The sequence below is a fragment of the Nocardia carnea genome, from assembly GCF_029868855.1.
GTDB classification, from domain to species: Bacteria; Actinomycetota; Actinomycetes; order Mycobacteriales; family Mycobacteriaceae; genus Nocardia; species Nocardia carnea_A.
The window spans coordinates 73,494-89,520 of sequence record NZ_JARWOV010000088.1; the positions used below are offsets into that span (position 1 = coordinate 73,494).

The 16,027-nt window shown below is 68.6% G+C and carries 15 protein-coding genes and 1 rRNA gene; 2 read left to right on the plus strand and 14 right to left on the minus strand.

What is annotated here, in order from left to right:
- From QH195_RS08495 to steA, 6 genes are all read right to left on the minus strand, one after another.
- On the minus strand, positions 1-894 hold the full coding sequence (locus tag QH195_RS08495; protein WP_280434964.1) for a segregation and condensation protein A: 894 nt from the start codon (positions 892-894) through the stop codon (positions 1-3).
- Positions 891-1,766, minus strand: a complete 876-nt coding sequence (locus tag QH195_RS08500; RefSeq protein WP_280424993.1) for a ParA family protein — start codon at positions 1,764-1,766, stop codon at positions 891-893. Before QH195_RS08500 ends, QH195_RS08495 begins: the two co-directional genes overlap by 4 nt.
- 248 nt (positions 1,767-2,014) lie before the next feature.
- Positions 2,015-2,962, minus strand: a complete 948-nt coding sequence (locus QH195_RS08505; protein ID WP_280434965.1) for a site-specific tyrosine recombinase XerD — start codon at positions 2,960-2,962, stop codon at positions 2,015-2,017.
- A gap of 13 nt (positions 2,963-2,975) precedes the next feature.
- A complete protein-coding gene (locus QH195_RS08510; RefSeq protein ID WP_280424982.1) occupies positions 2,976-3,632 on the minus strand; it encodes an NUDIX hydrolase in 657 nt (218 codons plus the stop codon).
- A complete protein-coding gene (locus QH195_RS08515) occupies positions 3,629-5,362 on the minus strand; it encodes a CTP synthase (protein WP_280424983.1) in 1,734 nt (577 codons plus the stop codon). Before QH195_RS08515 ends, QH195_RS08510 begins: the two co-directional genes overlap by 4 nt.
- A gap of 586 nt (positions 5,363-5,948) precedes the next feature.
- Complete coding sequence (steA, locus tag QH195_RS08520; protein ID WP_280424984.1) at positions 5,949-7,160, minus strand: putative cytokinetic ring protein SteA; 1,212 nt, start codon at positions 7,158-7,160, stop codon at positions 5,949-5,951.
- A 183-nt stretch (positions 7,161-7,343) separates the two neighbouring features.
- On the opposite strand from steA, the gene QH195_RS08525 reads away from it, so the two are divergent.
- On the plus strand, positions 7,344-7,763 hold the full coding sequence (locus QH195_RS08525) for an SRPBCC family protein (protein ID WP_280424985.1): 420 nt from the start codon (positions 7,344-7,346) through the stop codon (positions 7,761-7,763).
- A 90-nt stretch (positions 7,764-7,853) separates the two neighbouring features.
- Here the strand turns inward: QH195_RS08525 and QH195_RS08530 are convergent, their stop codons facing one another.
- The 6 genes from QH195_RS08530 to QH195_RS08555 all read right to left on the minus strand — a co-directional run bounded on the left by QH195_RS08530 (position 7,854) and on the right by QH195_RS08555 (position 13,415).
- On the minus strand, positions 7,854-8,447 hold the full coding sequence (locus QH195_RS08530) for a hypothetical protein (RefSeq protein WP_280434966.1): 594 nt from the start codon (positions 8,445-8,447) through the stop codon (positions 7,854-7,856).
- Positions 8,448-8,679: 232 nt separating this feature from the next.
- Positions 8,680-10,452 carry a DNA repair protein RecN gene (gene recN / locus QH195_RS08535; RefSeq protein WP_280424987.1) on the minus strand — a complete coding sequence of 591 codons (1,773 nt, stop codon included), beginning with the start codon at positions 10,450-10,452 and terminating at the stop codon, positions 8,680-8,682.
- Entirely contained in the window at positions 10,430-11,404 is a 975-nt protein-coding gene (locus QH195_RS08540; protein WP_280424988.1) for an NAD kinase, read from the minus strand. The genes recN and QH195_RS08540 overlap by 23 nt, the downstream gene beginning before the upstream one ends.
- Entirely contained in the window at positions 11,401-12,222 is an 822-nt protein-coding gene (locus QH195_RS08545) for a TlyA family RNA methyltransferase (RefSeq protein WP_280434967.1), read from the minus strand. Before QH195_RS08545 ends, QH195_RS08540 begins: the two co-directional genes overlap by 4 nt.
- Before the next feature lies 1 nt (position 12,223).
- Positions 12,224-12,502 carry a hypothetical protein gene (locus QH195_RS08550; RefSeq protein ID WP_280424990.1) on the minus strand — a complete coding sequence of 93 codons (279 nt, stop codon included), beginning with the start codon at positions 12,500-12,502 and terminating at the stop codon, positions 12,224-12,226.
- Positions 12,503-12,515: 13 nt separating this feature from the next.
- Positions 12,516-13,415 (minus strand): HAD-IIA family hydrolase, encoded by a 900-nt coding sequence (locus QH195_RS08555; RefSeq protein WP_280434968.1) that lies wholly within the window; start codon positions 13,413-13,415, stop codon positions 12,516-12,518.
- A 177-nt stretch (positions 13,416-13,592) separates the two neighbouring features.
- On the opposite strand from QH195_RS08555, the gene QH195_RS08560 reads away from it, so the two are divergent.
- Positions 13,593-14,081, plus strand: a complete 489-nt coding sequence (locus tag QH195_RS08560; RefSeq protein ID WP_280421548.1) for a GyrI-like domain-containing protein — start codon at positions 13,593-13,595, stop codon at positions 14,079-14,081.
- A 240-nt stretch (positions 14,082-14,321) separates the two neighbouring features.
- Here QH195_RS08560 and QH195_RS08565 read toward each other — a convergent pair whose 3' ends face one another.
- Positions 14,322-15,179 carry a hypothetical protein gene (locus tag QH195_RS08565; protein ID WP_280421549.1) on the minus strand — a complete coding sequence of 286 codons (858 nt, stop codon included), beginning with the start codon at positions 15,177-15,179 and terminating at the stop codon, positions 14,322-14,324.
- A 714-nt stretch (positions 15,180-15,893) separates the two neighbouring features.
- Positions 15,894-16,010: ribosomal RNA gene (gene rrf, locus QH195_RS08570) — 5S ribosomal RNA — on the minus strand.
- Between the last annotated feature and the right edge of the window lie 17 nt (positions 16,011-16,027).

Below are 16,027 nucleotides of genomic sequence, written 5' to 3' on the forward strand. Positions count from 1 at the left end.
TCACCCGTAGTCCTCCTCGATCGCGACCGGTGCGGCCTCGGCGTCGTCCCCGATCCAGCGGACCGCGAGCGGACCCAGCGGGTCGGGCTGATCGAATTCGATCGACTTGCCGCGGTACAGCTCGAGCAGCGCCAGGAACCGTGCCACGATCTGGATCGGCGCCGCGCAATCGGACACCAGATCGGCGAACGTGGTCCAGGTGCCGGCACCGCGGGCGCGGAGGCGTTCCAGCACCAGCGTGGCCTGTTCGGCGACCGATATGGCGTGCGCGTGCAGATGGTCCAGGCCCACCGTCGGCACGGGCCGCGGCCGGAACGCCGCCGCGGCGACCTCGGCGAACTCGGCCGCGTCCACTCCCAGCGTGACCTCCGGCAGCAGCCCCGCGAACCGCTCCTCCAGACCCACCGCCCGCGGATACCGCCGCAGCGCGGCCGCCTCGAGTTCGCCGAGCAGTTCGGCGACCTGTTTGAACGCCCGATACTGCAGTAACCGGGCGAACAGCAGATCCCGCGCCTCGAGCAGTTCCAGATCGTCGGGATCGGTCACTACCCCCGAGGGCAGCAGTCGCGCCGCCTTCAGATCCAGCAGGGTCGCGGCGACCACCAGGAACTCGGTGGTCTGATCCAGGATCTTGTCGGTGCGCAGCGAATTCCCCGGCTGGGTCAGCCCGGCGGTGAGTGCCTTGGTGTAGGCGATGAATTCGTCGGTGACCTGATGCAGCGCCACCTCCGTCACATCGAGGCGGCGCTGCGAGATCAGCTGCAACAGCAGATCGAAGGGGCCCTCGAAATTGCTCAGCCGCAGATGGAAACCGGTCTTCTCCGGCGCCGCGCCCGCGGCGTCGCCGGGTTCGCCGGTACTCGACGGTGCAGGTCCGGGTGCTGCCGCGCTCACCGACCCGACCGGTGGATGACTTCCCGTGCCATCGCGCGATACGCCTCGGCACCACTGGATTTCGGCGCCCACGTGGTGATCGGTTCACCGGCCACACTCGCGTCCGGGAACCGGACGGTCCGCGCGATCGCGGTGTCGTACACGAGCTCCCCGAACACCTCCACCACACGCGCCATCACCTGCCGGGAATGCAACAGCCGCGCATCGAACATGGTGACCACGATGCCGTAGAGGCTCAGCCGCGGGTTCAACCGGTCCCGCACCTTCTCCACCGTATCGTTGAGCAACGCCAGACCGCGCAGCGAAAAGTACTCGCATTCCATCGGAATGATCACGCCGTCCGAACACGCCAGCGCGTTCACCGTGAGCAGGCCGAGCGAAGGCTGGCAGTCGATGAGGATGTAGTCGTAGCGGTCCCGGATCGGTTCCAGCGCCCGGCCCAGCGACTGCTCCCGGCCGACCTCGTTCACCAGCTGGATCTCCGCTGCGGACAGATCGATATTGCTCGGCAGCAGATCCAGGTTCTCGACCTTGGTCTGCATGAGCACATCGTCGGCCCCGACCGGCGTCCCGATCAGCAGGTTGTGCACGGTCAGATCCAGGTCGTGGTGTGCCACGCCCAGACCCGCCGACAGCGCACCCTGCGGGTCGAGATCCACCAGCAGCACCCGCCGCCCGTATTCGGCCAGCGCGGCACCCAGATTGATGGTCGAGGTGGTCTTGCCGACCCCGCCCTTCTGGTTACACATCGCCACGATGAGCGCATTGCCCTCGTGGGACGGTTCGGGCGGATCCGGGACCGGACGTAGCGGCCGCCCCGTCGGGCCGAGTTCGGCGCTCGCGGGGAGAGGTTCGGGGCCGGCGCCCCACACGGATGTGGCGCGCTCGTCGTTCTCGGCGCCCTTCGGCGGTTCCGCCGCTCCGGCTGTCGTCACGATCCGCTGCTCCTTATACGTTCCTGCCCGTCACCTCGTAGAGCGTAACGAGGCCGATCAAGGCACGGTCTCGCTTTCGCCACGGTCCGGCTCCTCCTAGACGCTACCTGTTGACAGCACTCCGGCGCCCAGTGTGTCAACCGGCGTGTTCTGTGGTATCGGTGCAACGTCGAACCAGGTGTCGCTCATCGGGCCCGGGGGTGGGCGGTGGCCCAGACTTCCCGCAGCGTGCTCACCGTGACCATTGTGTAGATCTGGGTGGTGGTGACCGACGCGTGCCCCAGCAGTTCCTGCACCACGCGGACGTCGGCGCCCCCGTCGAGCAGATGGGTGGCGAACGAATGCCGCAGGGTGTGCGGCGAAACCGTGGCCGTGATCCCCGCATGCTCCGCGGCGCGCTGCAGAACCTGCCAGGCGCTCTGCCGCGACAGCCGGCCACCCCGGACGTTGAGGAACAACGCGGCGGCCGATCCCGGGGCCCGCACCCCGGCACGTCCGTGCGCCGCCAATACGGGCCGGCCGCGCACCAGGTAGGCGTCCACGGCTCCCAGCGCGGGCCGTCCCACCGGGACGATGCGCTGTTTACCGCCCTTTCCCCGCAGCACCACGGCACGGCCCTCGAGGTCGAGATCGTCGAGATCGAGGCCGACGGTTTCCGAGATCCGCGCACCGGTCGAATACAGCAGCTCCAGCAGTGCGCGATCGCGGAGCCCGCGGGCGCCCGCATCCCCACCGGCCCCGGTATCCGAACCCACCGACTCCAGCAACCGCAGCACCTGATCCACCGGTAGCGCCTTGGGCAGCCGCTGACCCACCATCGGCGGTTTCACCGCGTGGGCGACATCGGCACTGATCAGCCCCTCCGCGGCAGCGAACCGATGCAGCCCGCGGACAGCGATCAGCGCCCGCGCGACCGATCCCGGTGCCAGCGGCGGATGCCGGTCGTCGCCCGTACGCAGGGCGATCCCGAATTCACCGATATCGGTTTCGCGGACCGCCTCGAGGTCGTCGATTCCCCGCTCCTTCAGGTATTCCCGATACCGCCCGAGGTCGCGCCGGTACGCCGACAGTGTGCTGCGGGCGGCACCCCGCTCCACCGCGAGATGGTCCAGGTAGACATCGGCCTCGCGCACCGCATACCCGCCCTCAGTCCGTGTTCCGTTGCGCCGCTTGACGCCGTAACAGCGCGCTCGGCAGCCCGGGCCACGGTGCGTCGGCGGGGCGCAGCGGCAGGTTCGCGGCGTCGGCGGCACTCAGCGCGAGCAGTCCGGCGACCGCGGTGGCGTTCACGATCTCGCCTGCCAGGGCCGCGCGCACGGCTTCGGCGAGCGGCATCCGCACCAGCTCCAGATCGGCTTCCTCGTGTTCGGGTGCGGGCCGATCGGTGTCGGTCAGCCCGCGCGCCAAGTACACCCGCAACGCTTCGTCGGTGAACCCCGGCGACAACGCCACATCCACCAGTACCGACCATTCCCGCGCGGCCAGCCCGGTTTCCTCGGCCAGTTCCCGCCGCGCTGCCGCGAGGGGATCCTCCCCGGCGATATCGATCAATCCGGCCGGGAGTTCGAGCAACCGCTCCCCGAGCGGATGCCGGTACTGGCGGATCAGCACGACCTGCCCGGCGTCGTCCACGGCGACCACCGCGACCGCGCCGTGATGCTCGACCACTTCGCGCTCCACGACCCGCCCGTCGGGCATCTCCACCTGATCCAGCCGCAGTGCCACGATGGCCCCGTTGTAGACCAGCCGGCTGTCGACGGTGCGGAAGGCGTGGCTGCCCGGCGCCGGTTGCGCGCCGGTCACGAGGCCTGCTCGGCAGCAGCCATTTCCTGCTCTTCCTGCTCTCCGGGGATTTCCACCGGGAGCCGTTCGGCCAGCTTGTACCGCAGCGCGGCAGCGATCAATTCGGCGAACAGCGGATGCGGCCGGGTGGGCCGGCTCTTCAGCTCCGGATGGGCCTGGGTGCCGACGAAGAACGGGTGGACGTCCCCGGGGAGTTCGACGAATTCCACCAGATGCCCGTCCGGCGAGGTACCGCTGAACCGGAGCCCGCTGGCGGCGATCTTGTCGCGGTAGGAGTTGTTCACCTCGTAGCGGTGCCGGTGCCGTTCGGAGACCTCGGTGGCACGATAGGCCCGGGCCACCACCGACCCCTTTTCCAGTACCGCGGGATAGGCGCCGAGCCGCATGGTGCCGCCCAGGTCGGCCTCGCCTGCCACGGCCTGTTCCTGGTCGGCCATCGTGGAGATCACCGGGTGTTCGGTCTCGGGTTCGAACTCGGCGGAGTTGGCGTCGGTCAGTCCCACCGATCGTGCGGCCTCGATCACCATGCACTGCAGTCCCAGGCACAACCCGAGCAACGGCAGTTTGCGGGTCCGGGCATGGTGGATCGCGCCGACCTTGCCCTCGATCCCGCGGATCCCGAATCCGCCGGGAATCAGTACCGCGTCCACATCGCGCAGCGCGGCCTGTGCCCCGGCCGGGGTTTCGCAATCATCGGATTGCACCCAGCGCAATTTCACCTTGGCGCGGTGCGCGAAACCGCCGGCCCGCAGCGCCTCGGTGACCGACAGATACGCATCCGGCAGGTCGACGTACTTGCCGACCAGAGCGACCTCCACTGTTTCCCGCGGCGTGTGCACGCGGTCGAGCAGATCGCCCCAGACGGTCCAGTCGACATCGCGGAACGGCAGCCCGAGTTTGCGCACCACGTACGCGTCGAGGCCTTCCCGGTGCAGCACCTTCGGAATGTCGTAGATGGACGGCGCGTCCGGTGTGGAGATACAGGCGTCGACCTCCACATCGCACATCAGCGCGATCTTGCTCTTCAGACCGGCCGACACCTCACGGTCGCAGCGCAGGATCAGCGCGTCGGGCTGGATACCGATACTGCGCAGCGCCGCCACCGAATGCTGGGTGGGTTTGGTCTTGAGCTCACCGGACGGCGCGAGATACGGCACCAGCGAAACGTGCAGGAAGAAGACATTGTCCCGGCCGACGTCGTGCCGGATCTGCCGGGCGGCCTCGAGGAAGGGCTGCGATTCGATATCGCCGACCGTTCCGCCGATCTCGGTGATCACCACATCCGGTTCCTGCCCCTGCAGGTCGGGCCCGCGCATCGCCAGGACGCGCGCTTTGATCTCGTCGGTGATATGCGGGATCACCTGCACCGTATCGCCGAGGTATTCGCCGCGCCGCTCCTTGGCGATCACCGACGAGTAGACCTGGCCGGTGGTGACGTTGGCGTCCTTCGACAAGTCGCGATCGAGAAACCGCTCGTAGTGCCCCACATCGAGATCGGTCTCCGCACCGTCCTCGGTCACGAACACCTCGCCGTGCTGGAACGGGTTCATGGTGCCGGGATCGACGTTCAAATAGGGGTCGAGCTTCTGCATGGTGACTCGTAGCCCCCGCGCGGTCAGCAACTGACCGAGGCTGGAGGCGGTGAGACCCTTACCGAGTGAAGAGGCGACACCACCGCTGACGAAAATGTGTTTGGTGGCTGCGCGCGCCTGAATCCGTGTATGACCCACGGGTCTTCACAGTAACACGAAACCGTCCCGGTGAACGACCGCCACCCCCCGTTAACCACCCGATCGCCCGGCCAGGCCACCCGGCCACCGCGGCCGGGGCACCCATACGGGTCCACTTCTGCCCCGGCGGCACCACCGGCCACTTCCTCCACATGCCGCTACCCCGGACAGGGGCCGGCGCGTCCGGATCCACCGCATGCCCCGAGTGCTGAAGAGTTGCGCACCACACCGCCGCAGGACCGCTTGCCGGCCCGGCAACCTGCAGCCGGTCCCCGAAGAGACCGCCGAGACACCCCCGGCTCGGGCCGGAAGGGGCTGACGAGCCACCGATCGGACAGAGCCCGCCGAAGCAGGCGAACGGTACCGAGCTCGGTGTCCGAGCCCCCGGTACCCCGGGGCGCTTCCCGGAGCCCAGGCCGGCGTTCCGCGTAGGCCGCGGACCGACGCGGAGGCCGCTTGCGCGGTCCGGACCGTCGACCGTAAGCCGCGCCCACATGGCAGAAGACAACGCCCGGCATCATCCGAGCAGACCTGGGGCCACCGCCGCGACTGCGTCGCGATTCGACCGGCACTCGCCGCAGCCGAGCTAACCGGACCTACCGAGAACCTCGCGACCCCAGAGCTCGGCCCGGGTCAGCATGTCCTGGGCGCCGGCCAGCATCTCACTTCCGTGCCCGACCGCAAGGATCGCGACGATCGCCGCCCCGAGCACCGCCAGCACGAGCAGCGCCGCCAGCACACCCGAGAACCTATTGCGATACAGCGTCGCCACCGCGGATGCGTCCATGATCGATTCCCCGACCTTCAACCGGGTCAGGAAGGTCGCCGGATTGCTGTCGCGGCGGCCGCGATCGAAGAATTCCTCCAGCGAGGCGCCGGCGCCCGCCGTGACGATCAGCGCGGCACCATGGTGGTGGGCGAGCAGTAGTGCCAGGTCGGCGGGCGCCCCGGAACCCGGGAAGGTGATCGCGCCCAGACCCAGTTCCTTCACTCGCTCCAATCCTTCGGCCCGGCCGTCGAGGTCCGCGGGAATGATCAGTTCGGCGCCGCAGGTCAGCGTCTGGATGGTCAGCTCGTCGGGATTGGCGACGATCAGATCCGGCCGATAGCCCGACCGCCGCAGTGCCTCGGCACCGGCACCCACCCCGATCAAGACCGGCGCGTATTCCTTGATGAACGGTTTGAGTTTCTCGAGATCCTCGGCGTGACCGGGCCCCGCCCCGACCACCACAACCTGCCGCCCGCTCAGTTCCAGATCCGGTGCCGGTACACCGATACCGTCCATGAGCAGCGAGGATTCGGTCCGGATGAACTCCAGCGCGTCACCCGCGAACGATTCCAGGTGCTCGGCGAGCCCGTTGCGCGCCTCCCGCATCCGATCGGCGATCGCGTCTTCGTCCAGTTCCAGGCATTCGACCAGCACCTCGGGTTCCTTGCGGGTGAACCGATCGGCGTATACGACACCGTCCTCGATCCGCACCCGGGCACCGTCCTTGATGCGGCCGAAGGCGTCCGAGCTCACGGTGTCCAGCAGCAGCACACCTCCTGCGACCAGAACCTCGGGTCCGACGTTGGGGTACCGGCCGGAAATCGAAGGAGAGGTGTTCACCACCGCGATCACTCCGGCGGCGACGAGCTTGTCGGCGAGGGCCTGGTCGATGTCCATTTCATCGAGAACGGCGATATCACCTGGCCCGACCCGTGCGAGTAGCCTCCGGGTATCGCGGTCGACCCGGGCGGTCCCGGTCCGGCCGGGCAGTGTCTCGGAACTCTTCGACAGCAGCGCCAGCATCCTCATGCAGCGATGATGTCGGTAAACCCTCAACCTTCGGTGGAGACACGCCGTTGACCGGCCATCCATTCGCCCGCTCGAGCAATCGAACAGCTACCCGCGGCCAGGTCCGGCGGGTCGGCTGCACGCGGAACCCAGGCCACGGGGCACCGTATGCTGCCGGGCACAGCTATTCGAAGAGGAGACGCCATGGCCAGCACCACCGTCGACACCGTGATCGCCGCCCCGCGGGCGACCGTGTACCGGCTGTTCGCCGACCGCGAGAGCATCAGCCCGTATCTCGCCGTGAACGTCACGCTCGTACGACCGGGCACAACCGAACGCGAGGGTGTCGGCGCTCAGCACAAGATCGGTGTCGGACCTGTCGGCGTGGTGGAGGAGATCACCACCCTGGTGCCGAACGAACGGATGGAATACAAGATCGTCAAGGGTGCTCCGGTGAAAAGCCATACGGGCGTCATCACCTTCGCCGATGCCGACAGCGGCACCCGAGTCGTCTACACCATGACTTCCGACCCTTCCCTGCCCGTACCCGCCAAGGCACTGGAGATCGGACTGAAGGGTCTTATCAACCAGTTCATCGCCGCCGCCCGCAAAGCCGTCCGCTGACCGGCCACACCGGCCGACCACAGCCGGATCCACGGCCCGCCGAACACGCGGTGTCCGAACCCGGCGAGCAGGCCCCGGTTGTCGTGGTCGTCAGAACCGTTGGACGAACCGGTACCAACTGCCTTCGATGGGCGAGTAGCGGATATCGCTGTCGTGGCGGGGCGTACCCGGCCCGGGTGCGCCGCGCGGGAAATAGGCGAATCCGACCGGATCGATGAGGCCGCCGCCGGTGTAGAGCAGGCAACCGTCGTTCCGTTTCACGACCGAGGTGATGGTGTAGACGCCGTACCGTCCGTGGGCCGATGCCTCGCAACCGGCTGCGAGGCGTTCCAGGCTGTCACTGGAGAGCCGCCATCCGAGATTCTCTGGGACGTCGGCCCACGCCAGGGCACAAGTCAGTGCGACCACGCCAGGCGCGAGGAGTAGCCACGAGTAGTGGCGGCGATAGCGGATCGCCCCGAACAACCCGATCGCCGGCCACAACACACCCAGCAGCACCAGCACCCAGCCGGCGAGCACGAGAACGGGAACCGCGGCGTCCGACATCAGCAACCACAGCATCGCCACGCAGCACCCGCCCACCGACAGCGTGATCACGGCGATCGACACACGCCACCACCGGGACACGGCCCGAACGGGATCGCTCCGCCGGGACGGCTCGTCGTCGTGTTCTGCGGTGGACATGAATCTGCCTCCTACCGGCTACACCGGAGTTCCGGTCCAGTGAGTTTCCCGGATGCCGTCGTGGACGCAGGCAGCTCGCCATCGACCTGTGAGTACGCCGCGAACGCCGTGCCCGGACCGAGGCTTGCGAGGGAACGGAATCCGATCGCCTGCCCCTTGATCCAGGTAATCGCACCCGGCGCCATTCGCCGAAACCGCCGAAATCCTCTCCCGTGCGCGGGAAAACCAGAGATCAGCGCGCTGCCATCCGTTCCGCCCGAGCGATATTGAGTAGTTCCCACGCGTGCGCGCGGCCCGTCTCGGTGTCGTCGAGCCCGGCGAGCATCCGTGCGAGTTCCACGATCCGTTCGTCCTGGGTCAATGCCCGGACCCCCGAATCCACCGTGCCCTCACCGTCATCGGATTTGTTCACCACCAGATGCGTATCGGCGAACGCGGCCACCTGCGCCAAATGGGTCACCACGATCACCTGATGCGTACGGGCCAGCCGGGCCAGGCGCCGCCCGATCTCGACCGCCGCCCGGCCACCGACGCCGGCGTCGACCTCGTCGAACACCATGGTGACCCCGTGTTCGTTACCCGCCAGCACCACCTCCAGCGCCAGCATCACCCGGGACAGCTCACCGCCGGAGGCACTTTTGTTCAACGGCAGCGACTGGGCGCCCGAATGCGCGGCCAGCCGTAACTCCACCTCGTCCACGCCGGCGGGACCGGCATGGAGTTCGGTGCCGTCGATCAGCAGCGGCGCCGAATCCTGCGGCCCGGCGGGAACCGGGCGGACCTCGACCTCGAGGCGCGCCTTGCCCATCGCCAGCCCGCCGAGTTCGTCGCTCACCGCGGCGGCCAGCTCACCGGCCGCCGCGGTACGCGCCTGCGACAGTTTCACCGCCACGGCCCGCACCCGATCCGCACCCGCGTCGGCCTCCGCGGCCAACGCGGCCAGTGCCTCCTCGGACACATCCAGTGATTCCAGTTTGGTCCGGGCATCGTCCGCCCAGGCGAGCACCCCGTCGATATCGGGTGCATATTTCCGGGTCAGCGATTTCAGTTCGGCCTGCCGGGTCAACATGGAATCCAGGGCGCCGGGGTCCGACGGCAGATCCGAGAGATACCCGCTCAATTCCGTGGTCAAGTCCACCACCACCGCGATCGCGTCGGCCAGCCGCGGCCCCAGCGCCGCCAGCGCCGGGTCCTCGGAGCTTTCGACCCGCGACCGCGCGACACCCAGCGCATCGAGCGCACCGGCGTTCTCGCCCGGATCGTCCTCCGGTCCGGCCAGCGCCTCGTGCGCCGTGGCCGCCGCTTCCCGCAGCGAGTCCAGATCACTGAGCCGGCGGATCTCCGCGACCAAACGTTCGTCCTCACCCGGTTCGGGGGCGATCGCGTCGATTTCGGCGAGCGCCTGGGTGAGGCGTTCCGCTTCGGCCGCCATCTCCCGGCTGCGCGCTGTGCGTTCGAGCAGCGCGTTGCGTGCGTCCAGCCAGGCCCGCCGCTGCTCGGTGTATTCGCGCAGCAGCGGCCCCACCGTCGCGTCCGCGAACTGGTCCAGCGCCCGCAACTGCTGTTCGGGCCGCTGCAACCGCAGCTGGTCGTTCTGGCCGTGCACGGTCAGCAGCGGTGCGGTGAAATCCGCCAGTACCGACGCCGGCACCCCGCGCCCGCCGAGATGTGCCCGGGACCGGCCGTCGCTGCCCACCGTGCGGATCGCGATCACCGTACCGTCGTCGTCCGCTTCGGCTGCCGCCGCTTCCAGAACCCGCTCCGCTTCACCGCGCGCGGTCGCGTTCACCTCATCGAGGGTGAAACGGCCCTCCACCACCGCGCGGTTCGCACCGAGCCGCACCCGGCCGGCATCGGCCCGCGCCCCGCTCAGCAGGTGCAGGCTCGTCACCACCATCGTCTTGCCCGCGCCGGTCTCCCCGGTGAGCACCGTCAGCCCTTCGTGGAATTGCGCGGTGGCCGTGGAGATAACGCCCAGTCCGTCAATTCGTATCTCTGTCAGCACGTGTGCCCTCCGTTCGCCGCCGGCCCCGCCAACCAGTCACCGGCAGCTCGAACTTGCGCACCATCCGGTCCGCGAACGGCGCGGAATCCAGCCGCACCCACCGCACCGGCTCGGCACCACGGATCGCTTCGACTCGGCCGCCTCGCGGCAATGCGAGGGTGCGCCTGCCATCCAGGAAAACTATCGCATCATGGCCGGTGGCAACGGATTCGACCGCGATCCGGGAGTCCGGGCTGGTCACCAGGGGACGGGCGAACAGGGCATGCGCATTACTCGGAATCACCAGCAGCGCTTCCAGTTCCGGCCACACCACCGGCCCACCCGCGGAGAAAGCGTACGCGGTGGAACCGGTAGGGGTCGCGACAAGAATTCCGTCACACCCGTAGGACGACACCGGTCGCCCGTCGACTTCCAGCACCACTTCGAGAACCCCCATCCGCGCGGCGTTCTCGATACTGGCCTCGTTCAACGCCCAGCCGCGCTCGATGATCTCGTCGTCGAGCCGGACACAGACATCGATGGTCATCCGCTCCTCGACGCGGTAGTCCCGGCGCACCACCTGTGCGAGCGCCTCGTCGAGGTGTTCGGCCTCGGCTTCGGTGAGGAAACCGATACGGCCCAAATTGATCCCGAGCACCGGAACGGTGACATGCCGGGCCAGTTCCGCGGCCCGTAGCAGTGTGCCGTCACCGCCGAGCGCCAGCACCATCTCGCAACCCAGCGCCGCGTCCGGCTCGTGCGCCACCACCTGCACCGGATAGCCCCCGGATTCGGTGATCGGTGCGGCCCCGGCGTCGAAGCGGGTGCTGTAGGCCTCGTCGGCGAGTACCCGCAACCCGATCCCGGCTTCCGTGCAGATCTTCGCCACCCGATGCGCGGTTTCGCTGATCTCTGCGCGACCGGGATGCGATACCAGCAGAATTTCCCTGCCCCGCGACGTATCCGCGCTCATTGCGGACCTTCTTCGACCGCCAGCCGTACCATCTCCGCCACCTCGCCGGCCTGGTCGCCGGGAATGTTCTCCCGGCGCAGCCACAGAAAGTATTCGACATTCCCGGAGGGCCCCGGTAGCGGGCTGGCCACCGCTCCCACCGTCCGCAACCCGAGTTCGGCCGCCGTGGCGGCCACCGCGCACACCGCCTCCGCACGCAACTGCGAATCACGGACCACACCGCCCGAACCCACACGTTCCTTACCGACCTCGAACTGTGGTTTCACCATCGGCACCAGATCGGCGCCGGGGGCCGCACACGCCGCAAGTGCGGGCAGGACCAGGGCCAGCGAAATGAACGACAGATCGGCGACGACGATATCCACGGGCCCACCGATCCCCTCCGGGGTCAGCGAGCGAACATTGGTCCGGTCCAGTACGTGCACCCGCTCGTCGGTGCGCAGCCGCCACACCAGCTGCCCGTAACCGACATCGGCGGCCACCACCTCCCGCGCCCCGCGGCTGAGCAGGACGTCGGTGAACCCGCCGGTGGAAGCCCCGGCGTCCAGACAGCGCCGGCCCGCGATTTCCAGGCCACGCGGTTCGAAGGCATCCAATGCGCCCAGCAGCTTGTGCGCCCCACGCGAAGCCCACGCCACCTCGTCGACCTGTTCCTTGACCACCAAGGGTGTCGCGGCTTCCACCGCGGTCGCCGGTTTCACCGCCACCGCACCGTTGATCAGCACTCGCCCGGCCCCGATCAGTTCCACGGCGTGCTCACGTGACCGCGCCAATCCGCGGCGGACAAGTTCCGCGTCCACTCGCGCCCGCCTGGCCACCTCAGATCTTGTCCACCGTCGCCAGCGCCTGGACCAGCACCTCGTGTGCCTGCTCCAGGATATGCGCGCGGCGGGCCAGGTCGGTACCGGCGGACTCGTCCCCCGGTGCGCCGCCGCCGGCCGGCCGGCCGGCGAGTTCGGCGAGCAGTTCACGAACTTCGGCGCGGATCTTTTCCGGATCGGCGAGATCGCCGTGCCCGGCCGCCCCGGGAAGATGCTGTCCGGGCAGCGGCACCCGGGCGGCACCGGGCGTGTTCGGGCGAGAAGTCGGGGTAGTCATCGTGAGGTCAACGCTATCGGATTTCCGAACGAGGCGCGCGTACCCTCAGCGCCCGGCCCGGCTGCGCGAGCAGTTCCCGCCGGACGGCGGCGGGGTCGTCGATGTCGCCGGGTACCGGCGCGCTGTTCAGCGCTGCCAGGCTGCCGGCGATATAGGTCGGCCACCGGTGTGTGGGCAGCCCGGCCAGTTCCTCGACCGTGCTGACTCCGGTGAGCACCAGCAGTGAGTCCACCGCCACGTTCTCGGCGCCGTCGATATCGGTGTCGAGCCGGTCACCCACTACCAGAGCGGCCCGGGTCCCGGCCCGGTCCAATGCGTTTTCCAGCAGCGGTGGATACGGCTTGCCCGCCACCACAGGTTCCCGGTCCGAAGCGGCGCGCAAGGCGGCAACCATGGCACCGTTACCGGGCGCCAGACCACGTTCGTTCGGCAAGGTCCGGTCGGTGTTCGCGGCCACCCACACCGCACCCGCCCGCAGCGCGTACGACGCCTCGGCCAGATCGGGCCACGCCGTCTGCGGAGAATGCCCCTGCACCACCGCCACCACGGATTCGGTGGCCCGACGCACCGGCTGCAACCCCGCCGCCTTCACCTCGGCGGCCAGATCGTCGGTGCCGACGACCAGCACCTCCGCACCCTGCTCCACCCGCTCGGCGAGCAGTCGCACCGCCGCCTGTGCGCTGGTCACCACATCGGCTTCCGCCGCCGGGTATCCCATTTCGGCGAGATGAGCGGCCACCGAACCCGCGGACCGGCTCGCATTGTTGGTGACATACACCAGCCGCTGCGTCCCACCGGCAAGTTCCGCCGGCCCGCCCTCGATCACCACGGACCCCCGGTACAGCGTCCCGTCCAGATCCAGCAGCAGCGCCTCGTATCCGTCCCGCAACCGCGTTCCACTCGTATCCCGCACACTCGGACCCTACGTCGTCGCTTTCCGGGACCCGACGCCCACTCCATGGACGGAAAGAGAGTGCGGCGAACAGACTGCCATCCGCACGGCGATGAGTTTGCACCACAGACGGCGTCGTAACAGCGGACCCCTACGCGGTCGCGATCGCGCGACCGCCACACCCATCGTGGAGGACATGTGGTAACCGAACCCGCGGCTCGAAGCCCCGAACCTCATCTGCTGGACGTCGCCGAGGAGAATCTCGCAGTGGTCCACGGTCGGGTGTCGCCGGACGAGATCCGTACCTTCTTCGATACCTCGTTCGGTCGGCTCGCCGCCGTGCTGGACACTCAGGGCGCGAATATCACCGGCCCCGCCCTTGCGCTCTACGGCACCGTCGACGAACAATCCATGGAGATCACCGTCGGCTTCCCGGTCGGCCGCCGGATTCGGCCGGAGGGCGAGGTCGAAGCCGGGGTGCTCCCGGCCGGGCGAACGGCTCGTCTGTTGCACCACGGATCCTTCGACGGACTGGACCAGAGCTGGAACCGGCTGCACTCCTGGATCACCGACCGCGGCCTGGCCCCGGCCGGCACCAGGTGGGAGGTCTATGTCACCGAGCCGAATCCCCATATGGATCCTGCTGGTCTGCGCACAGAACTCAACTGGTCGATCGCACCGCATTGATCTCGGGTCCGGCGCGGGGGACGACGAGTCAACTCCCTGCTGACTGTTCAGGGCGCTCCGCACGAAGATCGCTCGGCCCGGCCATCCATAAGCGGAACGATCACGTTCATCGCGCAGGCGTCGTACACCTTTGCTCTGAAGAACCGTCATCACCTGGATGCGCTGCCCCGCCGCGACGTGGCGGGACAGCGCCATGCAATCCGGTCGAACGCCCGATTGCCCACGGTGTTCGGGGTCGGTTCAGGAACCTCCGGTCAATTCCGCTGCGCGTTCCTCGGCATCGGTTTCGCCGTCGAGGTCCGCAGCCGCGGCATTGAAGAACCAGGTCAGGCCTTCATCGGTGCGCCCGGCCGCGACCAGCGCATCGGCGTAGGCATAGAACAACCGCGCCGGCCCGGAACCGGTGCGCGCCGGGTCGAGGTCGGGGGTCTGCAGGGTCACCACGGCCTGGTCGTACTGGCCCAGGTCCATCCGCGCACCCGCAACAACGATGCGTAGCTCGATCGCGTCGTCACCGGTCAGCGACCGGGCCTCGTCACTGCGACCCATCTCGATCGCGCGTTCGGGCCGACCCAGACCACGTTCGCAGTCGGCCATGACCGCGAGCAGCCCGGTGCCGCCCGCCATCCGCCGCGCGGCACGCAGCTCCGACAATGCCTCGGCCCATTCACCGGCGTGATAAGCCACCACACCGGCCGTCTCCCGGACCACCGCGATGCGGCCCGCCCGCTGCCGGGCGGCCCGCGCATGCGCCAGGGCCAACCGTGGATCGTCGTCCAGGAGTTGCGCCGCCATGGCCAGATGGCGTGCGACGGTTTCCGCATTGCCCTTGTCGAGGCTCAGCAGATCGCGCCGGATGGTGGAATCCAGATCACTGGCCTGGACGTCCTCGGGCAGATCCGGCTCGTCGGGACGCGGCGGCCGCCGATCCGCTCCCCGGGCCGCGCCCTCACCACCCCGGCGGCGCGGGCCGCCCGGCCCTCCGTCACGCGAGGAGTTCGACGACGCGCTCGTCTCGTAACCCCGGCCGGCTCCGCGGTCGGCGCGGTCGGCTCCGCCACGGGAACCGAACCGGCGATCTTCGGAATCTGCCCGCAGTTCAGCGCGCCCGCCGCTGTCACGCCGCCCGCGGTCGCCGGCGTTGTCGGTACCGGAACGGTCCGGAGATCGGAAACCGCTCCGTTCCCTATATCCGCGATCGGACTTCTCTCCGCCGGGCCGGGTGCCACGATTGCCGAAGCCTCTCGCTTCGTCACGTCCGCCGCGCGAACTCTCGCCGGATCGCCCACCGCGCGGATCATCGGCACGGAAACGACCGCGATCATCGGACCCGCCGGGCCTGCTACCCCGATCTCCCGTCGATCCTGTCCGTTCCGAGCGGCCCCGATCGGGGCGGAATCCGCGATCCGGGCGGAACGACCCACGATTCTCGTCGCCTCCGCCGGCCGCCCCGGGCCTGCCGCGGCGGTCTCGCGGCTCCGCGCCACGATCATTTCGGGATGCGCCGCCCTCACGCCGGAAAGTTCCCCGTCCACCTCCGGCCGACCGGCCGTCCTCGGGTTTCTCGCCGCCGGGACGAGGTCCGTTTCCGCCCTCACCGGACCGCCGGAACCCGTTCCCCGTCCCGGAAGAATTGCGCCGGAACGGTTTCCGGCCATCGCTCTGTTCCGGCACGGCGGGTCCCTCTCTCAAATGGAAATCGGCTGAATCGATAACGGTGAGCATGTACTCACACCGAGTTTACGGGTAACAACCCCATACAGAAACGACGGAAGGGGACCCAGTATCTGGGTCCCCTTCCGTGAAATTATGTTCCGGCGGTGTCCTACTCTCCCACACCCTGTCGAGTGCAGTACCATCGGCGCTGGCAGGCTTAGCTTCCGGGTTCGGAATGGGACCGGGCGTTTCCCTGCCGCTATAACCGCCGTAACTCTATGAAACTATCC

Coding starts and splice junctions, on each gene's coding strand:
- steA (WP_280424984.1), bottom strand. CDS start 7,160: ATGAGGATGCTGGCGCTGCTGTCGAAGAGTTCCGAGACACTGCCCGGC.
- QH195_RS08525 (WP_280424985.1), top strand. CDS start 7,344: ATGGCCAGCACCACCGTCGACACCGTGATCGCCGCCCCGCGGGCGACC.
- QH195_RS08530 (WP_280434966.1), bottom strand. CDS start 8,447: ATGTCCACCGCAGAACACGACGACGAGCCGTCCCGGCGGAGCGATCCC.
- QH195_RS08540 (WP_280424988.1), bottom strand. CDS start 11,404: ATGAGCGCGGATACGTCGCGGGGCAGGGAAATTCTGCTGGTATCGCAT.
- QH195_RS08550 (WP_280424990.1), bottom strand. CDS start 12,502: ATGACTACCCCGACTTCTCGCCCGAACACGCCCGGTGCCGCCCGGGTG.